Consider the following 8,871-nt stretch of genomic DNA (forward strand, 5'->3'; position numbering starts at 1 on the left):
CCAGCTCAATCTGGGCCATCTGGTGGATGGAAAGCGACCGCATCCCAACAAGCGCGGCGAAGGATTTGAGTTGCGTACCGACGACTGGGGAGCTATCCGGGCCGGGAAAGGGCTGTTTATCAGCGCCGATCAGCAGATTAAAGCCTCGGGCGAGCAGTTAGATATGCAGCGGACGCTGGCTGAACTGGAGGCGGCGTTTCAGACCGCGGCGGGGTTGCGTTATGCCGCTGAGGCGGCGAAAGCGGAACTGGCTGATATTGAAACGCAGGCCGCCTTTATGAATGAGACCCTTAAGGCGCTGCAACAGCGGGCGCTCTTGCTTTCTGCGCCCTCGGGCATTGCTCAGGTGACACCGGGCAATTTGCAGCTCTCCGCCGGGGAGAACCTGATAACCACCGTCGGCGGTGATGCAGATATGAGCATTATGAAGAAATTCCGGCTGGCGGTGGGGAACGGGCTGAGTTTGTTCACCCGAACCTTGGGCCTAAAGCTGTTGGCGGCTTCCGGCAAGGTAGAGATTCAGGCACAGACTGATGCGGTAGAGGTGTTGGCTCAACAGGCGCTGACGCTGGCAAGTCAACAGGATCGTGTGACCGTCTCGGCGAAAACGGAACTGCGTCTGGAGTGCGGCGGGGCTTATATCTCGCTGAAAGACGGACATATTTCTTTTGCCGGTCCCAAAAATGCTCGCTTCCAGTGTGACATTTTGCAGAAAAACGGCCCGGTGAGTCAGAGTTCAGACCTGACGTTACCTGAGCGTTGTATATCAGCATCAGCGCGAATGGCTGGTGATCAAGATGGCATGACCAAATAAGGAGTGAACAATGACAGAAGCAGCTACTTCATTGACTGTGGATTATGATTTTTCCCCCGAGGCTGAAACCAGACGGCAAACCGGTTTGTTGGCTGATTTGCGTATGGCATTTACTCAGCATGGCGGCCACGGTTTTTTACTGGTTGACCCGGCGGTTTTTCTGGATACTCGTCAGGAAGAAGGGTTTCCAGTGGCGATCCTGAATCATCAGCCAGCGGCCATACCGACACAGATAAAGCATCACCGCTTTGAATCCCGCTATTCGCCCTGGCTGGTGCCACTAAATCTTAATCGGCCGGAGGATGCTGAACTGCTGGCACTGAGCGTCACGCAGGCGTTGCAGGAAACCGATCCGGCGGAGTTGATTGCCGGGCGTGGGCGAATGGTGTGTGGCTGGCTGTTTAGTGCCAGCCCGGCCTCCGCGATTGCACACCATATCAGTATGATGGCGGTGCAGTCCGTCTCATTTCAACCGCAGGTCATGCTGCGCTTTTATGATCCGGCGGTCAATAATGCCTTTTGGCCGGTACTGGATAGCTGGCAACGCTCGCGTTTGTTGGGGCCATTGACAGACTGGTATCTGATTGACGGCGACGGTCAGTTACTGCACCGGGACAATGCCGAGTCTGCTCAGGAACTGTACATCTTTTCACTGTCATTGACAGCGGAACAGGTAGCAGAAATGGCCTGGTCAGGGCCGATGAATCGGGCATTGCGCCGATATCGTCAGGCACATCGCAATCAGTTACGCCGGACGGAACGGGAATCCCTGCATATTATGCTGGCCTTGCTGCGTCGGGTGACAGCACGCTGCGCCTTTAATGCGGCACAAGACCTCGAAGCCTGTGCATTGCATGGTCTGCTTTACCACCCGGAGATAGATCTACACCCCCGAATACAGTCGCTGTTATCCCATGAAGAGGGCAGGAGCGCTGGCGGTTATGTCGAGCGGACCACCGGACTGACAGTAGAAACGTGGTCGGCACTGGCTCGTGAGTGCGGCCATCCCAATCCTGCCATTATTCCCTTAGAGAACTAGGAGATGTTGTGATGAATCGATCATTATGTTGGATGTGTGAGTCCACTGGACCGGCGTTGCTGCCGGTGCGTTATACCGTGGTGCCTGATGATGTTTCGGAAACCTTGCCTGTGTGGGCGGAAACGCCAGAACCGGAGTCGTCGGGCTATCATTATGCGCTGCGTGCCTTACGGCAGGGGTTTTTATATGTCTATTACGCGAGTGCCGGATTAGATGAACCGGAAAGTTGGGATGCCTGGAGCGTTAGCGAGGATGGTGCGCTGTGGCAACAGTTTTGTGCGCCTTTTGGTGTCTCTCCCAAGAAAACCTCAGATTGCCGTGCGCCGACCCATCAGAGCGCCAATATGGAATTTATCGTACTCCAGGATATGGCCTTGTATACGGAAACTTGGCTGGCTTTCACGCCCTCAGCGTGGAGCCAGGAGACCATCAAGTATTATCACAACAACCGCGAAGCGCGGGAAAGGCGGATGCAGTGCGTGAAACCGTGGCAGTGGCGCGGAGTGCCGGAAGGGATGGGGATTGCTCAGGCGACGATAGAGAACCTGAATGGGGTCATCGATTACTGTCTGGGCGACAATGATTCCGGCAAATATGTTCTGTCTTGTAACCGGAAAGTGTTGCGTATCAGCCGGACATTAGAAGAGGCGCCCTACTACGAAGTTTATCACGGTGCGTTGAGGCCAAAGAGCACCTTGTATCCGTGGAGTAGCAAGCGGGCGGGATGTGCGGACATTACGGTCAGAGCGATGCAAAAGCGGGGTTTGGCCGCAGATGGCACGCCGGTATCGCCGGTGTTAATCGCGTTGCATGATCCGATAGGGATAGCGCATGAATTAGCGGGCTGGGGTGATGATATCGCCGGGGTGCATAAAACCTTTCTGGATGAATTGTCGATTGAGTTTATGACTGACAGTTTGCTCCACGGTGCGGAGAATCAACTGCGTGAAATGAAAACAAGTCATTCGGAAGAGAAAGCAGAGCGAAATTTTGATCTAATCTCGGCGATGATTTCTGGACATGCTTCTGCTCAAGACCTTGTAAAGCTTAAAGAGGATGTTACTCGTAATACGATCAAATTGGACAATCAAGAGTTTGCCAATAACTGGAAAAAATATACCTCAGAGCTGAATTTGGCTAAACGACAGGCATTTAACCAATGTTATGCCGATTTTTGTGCCGATGTGGCGAAAGAACTGGAGCAACTGGCCCTGTTCAGGGTGAGCTGGTTAAAACAGGGTGGGTTTATTACCTGCTGTCAGGATTTTCATTCCACCCGATTGGAGGACAACCTCAATTATCGCGAAGCAGTGGATTATGCCATCGCTTCGCTGAATGTGACCGAAACCGGCTGTACCTATTTAGATGCCTTAATTGACGAATATTCTGCGCTGTCACCGGAAAACATTGTCTGGCGTTCATTATTGCTGAATAACCCGGAAGTGATGAAAGAGATGGACGGGTTTTTACAGAAGATGAAGCTGAATAAGGGGAATGAAAAACCGGCGGACATCTCAGTGTTTATGAAGACGGTAACGACACTGAGTGGAAAACTGGTTGAAGCCTACGATAAAGCGAATGAAGCACTGGAAAAGCCGCCCAAATCCGACAGTACCTTTGCCCGGGCTATGTTGCACAGTGACCGGCGGCTGGTCACGCTGGGGGATCGGTTCTTTAATTTTACCCGTTTAGGAAAAGTGCTGAATAGCACCAATGAAATGCTGAGTAAGGGGCTATTCTCGGTGATTTCTGGTGTGCCGTTTGATCAGGCGGTTGATTTATCGGTATCACAGCTTAAAGAGGGTAATGCATTTCGGCAACAGGTATTGGAGAGACTTAAGAGACCGGGTTCTAAGGAGCGGTTGAAAAAAAGTAATAAATATCAGTCTGATTTTAACAAATTTGCTGACAGCGCCGAAGGAGAGCCGGTATTAAAAAAATCCCGGATTAAGTTATTAGTCTTATTTTTTAACGGGCTGGAGTATGCCAATCAGCGAAAAGAGAGTAAAGGGGATGTTAAGGGCCAGGCCCAAGTGACTGCCGCGTTTTTAGGAGCATTGAGTACGGTAACGGAGATTGTGGAACCAATGGTGAAGCACGGAATAAAAAATATGGCAGCTACTGACACCATTAAATTTATAGGGTCGAGTGCAGGCACGCTCTCTTCTGCATTAAATCTGGGGGTAGATATCAGTGACCTTTATTCTGAATGGAATGGCAAACGGCGTTGGCAGTATTTTGGATTAATCGTCGGCAAAATTGGGGTTGATATTGGCGCAATGCTAAAAGCATCCGGCGGGTTGTTAGAAGTATTGCTGGAGAGAAAGCTGATAGATAAGGGGGTCTTAGAAACTACATTAAAAACGTTGGGATCTTTGGCTGTCGGCAGGGTTGTTGGTTTTCTGGCTAGCTGGCAAGTCATGCTTGGGGTGCTTATTCTGGAGTGGCTGGTGTCATTATATGTTGATAATGATCTACAAAAATGGTGCCGGAGTTGTGTTTTTGGGTTAGAGCCGGTGAAGGGATTGGAGGCCACACAATGGATTTACCCCGAATCACAGAAAGATAAGTTGTATGAAGGGCAGAGTAAAAACTTTGCTGACGCAATTAAGGTGCTCTCATGAATACATATGAGTTTTTGAAAGATCCTATTGACTTTGAAGAAATAAAAAGTCAAAGAAGCAGTCTTGATACATGGATTGAAGTAAACCTTGACTGGATAGTAAGCCATCCAGAAGACAGAGAAGAAGCAGAAAAGGAGATTGCAAAAACAAAAGAAAAAATCCCTGAGTTGGATGCAATATTAGCAAAAGAGCCACCATTACCAGAATTGCCCCCGCGTAAACCATTAATCAAAGTGAGTGGTGTATTGGAGGAATTCGAGACGCTCTGTGTCAAAGGCTATTTTACTGAACGAGAATATGCTCCTAAGGAATTTGCCCGCAAGGAGGAGAATGAACAGTTTGGCGCTCTATTGATTGCGATGATGGGGAATGCCTCTTGGTCTGCGGTGAATTCACAGACTAAAATAAGGTTGTCTAGCGATTATCATTTTGTGCAGGGGAAAATCAATGGTATCCCTTTTCATGGTTGGTTAGGGTTGACGACAGTAAAAAGAGGTGATTATGTCGAGTTAGTTGTGATGGAACAGGAAGAGCATTATGCTGTTTATGCGCTGACAAAGCCTGAACTGAGAACTATTTCTATTATTCCTTGGTGTAATAAAGGGATACGATCAAAAGCATGGGATGAAGTCTTTTATACTTGCTGCATATTCTTTCTTATTACCGTCCTTTGTTTGGGGGCCATTCTTTTTCCAGATGGCAGCAATTTTTGGGATGGAGCAGATATTTTTACCTTATGGCTTATGTTTTTTACCGCGGTATTTTCTCTCTATTCATTCGTTGTGAGCATCAAAAAGCCGTGGCAGTCAATTAAACTGGCTCAGGATATTTTCTCAGTATTAGGCTTTCCTAATCCGCAAGATATTAGTCTTGAGAAACTAACCAAGAAAAGGCTTAAGGAGATAGGAGCTAATCCATCACCTGGAAACAGTGAAGAAGTTTTGCCGGATAAATACTGTTTTATAAGCAATTATTACTATTACTGATTCAAGTAATTAAAAATAGGAATCAACTGTATGAAAAACAAAATAACGGTTTTGCAAATGCAATTAAGGGGAGCTTATGAGTACCTTTCGTCCTTACAAAGATGCTATTGATTTTGATGAAATAAAAAGACAGAGAAGCAGTCTTGATACATGGATTGAAGTTAATCTTGACTGGATAGTAAGCCACCCAGAAAGTAAAGAAGAGTCAGAAAAAGAGATTGAGAAAACAAAAGAAAAAATCCCAGAATTGGATGCGATATTAGCAAAAGAGCCTCCACCGCCAGAATTGCCACCTCGCAAGCCATTAATCAAAGTGAGTGGTGTATTGGAAGAATTCGAAACCCTATGTGTGGTTGGTTATTTTACCGATCGTGAATATGATCCAGCCGCCTTTGCCCGCCAGGTAGCAGAGCGCTTGCCTTATAGCTTGGAAAGGATTGGTTTGAAAATGGGAAACTCATTCCACCGGGCTACGGTTTCCGTTGTGTAGTTAAGTTAACTACCCTGAAACCAAGAATCCAACTTTGGATTTAAAAGATTCACATGACGGAGAAAAGCCGACAATGAACCAGCTTAATAAACAGGGAATAGCAAAATCATGAAAAGCATACTCGGAGCTGGATTGGATAATGACGAGTATTCAGAAAGCGATTATCAACATTCACCGGAGTACAGCAATAGCAAGGGTAAAAGGGTATTGAAAAAAGACACGCTTTATCTGTGAGTTAAAATATTCTCTGTGTAATGAATTTTTTTTGAACTAAAAGCACGATTTTGAATCTAACTAGTTTTATGGTTGTAAGGAGAAGCCAATAACTGAATAGAATGATCCTTGAAAAGGAGAAAAACAGTTAAATAAACAAAACAGTAACGTCGCTATATGAGGAAAGGATAATGATAACCATTATGAAATGGCGATGGGTTTTGCTTTCACGATTACAGAGGAAAATAAGCAATAGTTAAATGAATTGTAAAAAACTGTAAATAGGGTTCTGCCCTATATCTGATGGAATAATAAGTTCGAACATAAGATAACGTGGCATTTCGCCCGAATGAAAAGGTATTAAAGAGATGAAAGAAAAAAATGTAACGATGGAGAAAGAGCGGAGTTTATCGGATAACGAAGCAATGACGGGTATACCTTCTCTTCCTGAAAAACGCAGTTGGGTGGTGCGTAAATGGAAATGGATGATTGTCTGCTTTATTCCTGTTTTCATCGCAGGTATATTTATGATTGCCATGAACGCAATAAAATCTTCGGAGCCCTATAAAAAAGCTTTATCGCTGGCACAATCTAATCCTGCGGTGAAAAGTGTTTTAGGCCAACCCATTGAAGCAGGCTGGTTTATTTCTGGCAGTATTAGCGAGAGTGAAGCGGGATTTGAAATTGCTATTAAAGGAAATCGGTCTGGTGGTACGGTGTATGTTGATGCAGATAAACATGCAGGACATTGGCGATATAAAAATATTACTGTTCAACCTGATGTAGGAGGGGAATCTATCGATTTACTGGCAGGCGGTAATGCCATGAAATAAAGATTATTTTCTTTGTAAAGTGTTATTAAAACGCTCTTGAGCCGGTTTAATTTAATTGAAAAGTAATGAGAATCATTCTTAAAAGAGAAAATGAAACAACGTAGAGTTAATAGTATTTTATTCTGTACTATAAGGTATTGTTTTCTCTATGTGATTTTAGGTTATTGCAAATGTTTTCTATAAAGGTAAGAGTATGGGCCGGAATAAATCCGTAAATCCTATAATAGTAGGCTTAGTATTACTGGCATTGTCAGGTTGTAAAGATGAAAAGAAAACTCAAACGGAGCCGCAGGCTTCGGTAAAAGAAGTGGCAATGTCTGGTGGCAATTTTAATTTAACAAGCCTCCGCGATAACAAACACGAGCGGGTTAAACTGATGGAGAAAATCAATGCCAGTCAGGGGGACATATTAAAATATGCATCATCAAAAACGAAAGGAGAAATCATTGCGGTTCTGATTGATAATAATTTATGGGATGGCGTGGCAAATCCGGTAAAACATTATTCGGTAAAACACGATGAGCAGAAATGTGAAGAAGGGACAATCGTTGATGCACGTAAGCGTGCAGTATTGGCTGCGTTAAAATGGGTACAATCAAAGCATGACTACGAAAATGTTATGCAACATGCAGAGATGGCGCCGATGGTTGATGGCGAAGCCGATTGGCGAGCGAATGAAGCAAAAGTCATTGCCTTTTTAAGCCGGGGGGAAACGCCGAGAAGTTATGGGCGTAGTGATAACTTTATCCCTTTTGCCGCGAAAGTTACCATCCAGCCAAGCCATTATGCTGAAGACTTGCGAGACATTTATCGCTCACTGCCTTCTCTTCACGCAAATGCTAATGAACCACTGACGCCAGTAAATGTCGCATTATTAGGTAGTTGTACACAGGTGATGGTTGATCAGCATGGTTGGCAGCAGGTAAATGTAGGCGCTAGTTGAGCCGTTTGGTAAATAATCTGCAAAGTAAGATTAACACTTGGCTGGCAGTGGATAATTCCATGAAATAAAGATTATTTTCTTGGTGTCATATTATTGAAATTCTCTTGAGTCGATTTAATTTAATTGGAAGTTAATGAGAATTATTCTTAAAAGAGAAAATTAAGCAACGTAGAGTTAATAGTATTTTATTCTATGCCATAAGATATTGTTTTCTCTATGTGGTTTTAGGTTATTGTAAATGTTTTCTATAAAGGTAAAAGTATGGGCTGGAATAAACCCGTAATTGCAATCCAGCAGGAACCTGTCTCTCCTGTATTATGGCATTGGCTGGTTTCAGGCATGCTTATTATTTGCATCGGTATGACTTGCTATGTGTTATGGTCTGGACAGATCAGGTCGCAACAGTGGTGGATAATTTTTGGTGCGGTGGGTCTAATATGGCTGGCTGCATTTGGGCTTAGGCTATATCTCTTTGGTCATCGGTTGGGGATATATCATTTTTGGAACCAAGAGCGACAATATATTGATAGAGAGTGGCAAAATTGGGCCAATCGACATATGTCTGTGTTACACAATGGCGTATTTTTACCGGATAAAATAACAGCCGGGACTATCGTGCAGGAAGAGCCAAAAATTGCCGTTCAATATGGTGAAAAAAAAGTAATAGACTATTTTTCATGGTCAGAGAATAAATGGCGTGATTCAGTGCAGATATCGCGACTATCCGGGGACGTGGGGATTGATTCGCTGGCTGGAGGCGGCACAAATGCAGATGCTGGATGAAAGCCGTTACCGGCTGAGATTTACTACGCCGGAGGGGTTGCCGCTGACCTAGGTATTGCGGACCGAAGTCGGGAAAGGGCCGCTGGCATTATTGAAACTGCGGGGGTTTAGATTGCCGAAAACGATTTTTGTGGAGAAGACGGGAA

The 8,871-nt window shown here is 45.3% G+C and carries 9 protein-coding genes and 1 pseudogene; all 10 read left to right on the plus strand.

The features are described 5' to 3' along the window. Positions 1-10: 10 nt before the first annotated feature. Entirely contained in the window at positions 11-814 is an 804-nt protein-coding gene (locus tag BA1DRAFT_RS20775; protein ID WP_268747252.1) for a type VI secretion system Vgr family protein, read from the plus strand. A 10-nt stretch (positions 815-824) separates the two neighbouring features. Continuing rightward, positions 825-1,853 carry a DUF4123 domain-containing protein gene (locus tag BA1DRAFT_RS20780; RefSeq protein WP_036783384.1) on the plus strand — a complete coding sequence of 343 codons (1,029 nt, stop codon included), beginning with the start codon at positions 825-827 and terminating at the stop codon, positions 1,851-1,853. 11 nt (positions 1,854-1,864) lie between these two features. Then, positions 1,865-4,477 carry a T6SS effector BTH_I2691 family protein gene (locus BA1DRAFT_RS20785; protein ID WP_036783386.1) on the plus strand — a complete coding sequence of 871 codons (2,613 nt, stop codon included), beginning with the start codon at positions 1,865-1,867 and terminating at the stop codon, positions 4,475-4,477. Beyond that, positions 4,474-5,463, plus strand: coding sequence for a putative type VI secretion system effector (locus tag BA1DRAFT_RS20790; RefSeq protein WP_036783388.1), 990 nt, complete (start codon positions 4,474-4,476; stop codon positions 5,461-5,463). The genes BA1DRAFT_RS20785 and BA1DRAFT_RS20790 overlap by 4 nt, the downstream gene beginning before the upstream one ends. Positions 5,464-5,539: 76 nt before the next feature. Then, a complete protein-coding gene (locus BA1DRAFT_RS20795; protein WP_036783390.1) occupies positions 5,540-5,953 on the plus strand; it encodes a hypothetical protein in 414 nt (137 codons plus the stop codon). A 108-nt stretch (positions 5,954-6,061) separates the two neighbouring features. Further along, positions 6,062-6,187, plus strand: coding sequence for a hypothetical protein (locus tag BA1DRAFT_RS24450; protein ID WP_268747251.1), 126 nt, complete (start codon positions 6,062-6,064; stop codon positions 6,185-6,187). A 347-nt stretch (positions 6,188-6,534) separates the two neighbouring features. Beyond that, the gene (locus BA1DRAFT_RS20800; protein WP_051560913.1) at positions 6,535-6,999 is read left to right on the plus strand and encodes a cytochrome c oxidase assembly factor Coa1 family protein; all 465 of its coding nucleotides are present in this window, start codon (positions 6,535-6,537) and stop codon (positions 6,997-6,999) included. Between the two features lie 193 nt (positions 7,000-7,192). Beyond that, complete coding sequence (locus BA1DRAFT_RS20805) at positions 7,193-7,942, plus strand: hypothetical protein (protein WP_036783391.1); 750 nt, start codon at positions 7,193-7,195, stop codon at positions 7,940-7,942. Positions 7,943-8,203: 261 nt separating this feature from the next. Continuing rightward, positions 8,204-8,725 (plus strand): hypothetical protein, encoded by a 522-nt coding sequence (locus tag BA1DRAFT_RS23665; protein WP_036783394.1) that lies wholly within the window; start codon positions 8,204-8,206, stop codon positions 8,723-8,725. Continuing rightward, positions 8,655-8,871: pseudogene (locus tag BA1DRAFT_RS24275) on the plus strand (type VI secretion IcmF C-terminal domain-containing protein); the annotation flags it as partial. The gene BA1DRAFT_RS23665 and the pseudogene BA1DRAFT_RS24275, both read left to right, overlap by 71 nt.

The organism is Photorhabdus aegyptia, assembly GCF_000612035.1.
GTDB lineage: Bacteria > Pseudomonadota > Gammaproteobacteria > Enterobacterales > Enterobacteriaceae > Photorhabdus > Photorhabdus akhurstii.

Excerpts from the sequence above, each read along its gene's own strand:
- BA1DRAFT_RS20780 (WP_036783384.1), top strand. The coding sequence starts at position 825 with ATGACAGAAGCAGCTACTTCATTGACTGTGGATTATGATTTTTCCCCC.
- BA1DRAFT_RS20785 (WP_036783386.1), top strand. The coding sequence starts at position 1,865 with ATGAATCGATCATTATGTTGGATGTGTGAGTCCACTGGACCGGCGTTG.
- BA1DRAFT_RS20790 (WP_036783388.1), top strand. The coding sequence starts at position 4,474 with ATGAATACATATGAGTTTTTGAAAGATCCTATTGACTTTGAAGAAATA.
- BA1DRAFT_RS20795 (WP_036783390.1), top strand. The coding sequence starts at position 5,540 with ATGAGTACCTTTCGTCCTTACAAAGATGCTATTGATTTTGATGAAATA.
- BA1DRAFT_RS24450 (WP_268747251.1), top strand. The coding sequence starts at position 6,062 with ATGAAAAGCATACTCGGAGCTGGATTGGATAATGACGAGTATTCAGAA.
- BA1DRAFT_RS20800 (WP_051560913.1), top strand. The coding sequence starts at position 6,535 with ATGAAAGAAAAAAATGTAACGATGGAGAAAGAGCGGAGTTTATCGGAT.
- BA1DRAFT_RS20805 (WP_036783391.1), top strand. The coding sequence starts at position 7,193 with ATGGGCCGGAATAAATCCGTAAATCCTATAATAGTAGGCTTAGTATTA.
- BA1DRAFT_RS23665 (WP_036783394.1), top strand. The coding sequence starts at position 8,204 with ATGGGCTGGAATAAACCCGTAATTGCAATCCAGCAGGAACCTGTCTCT.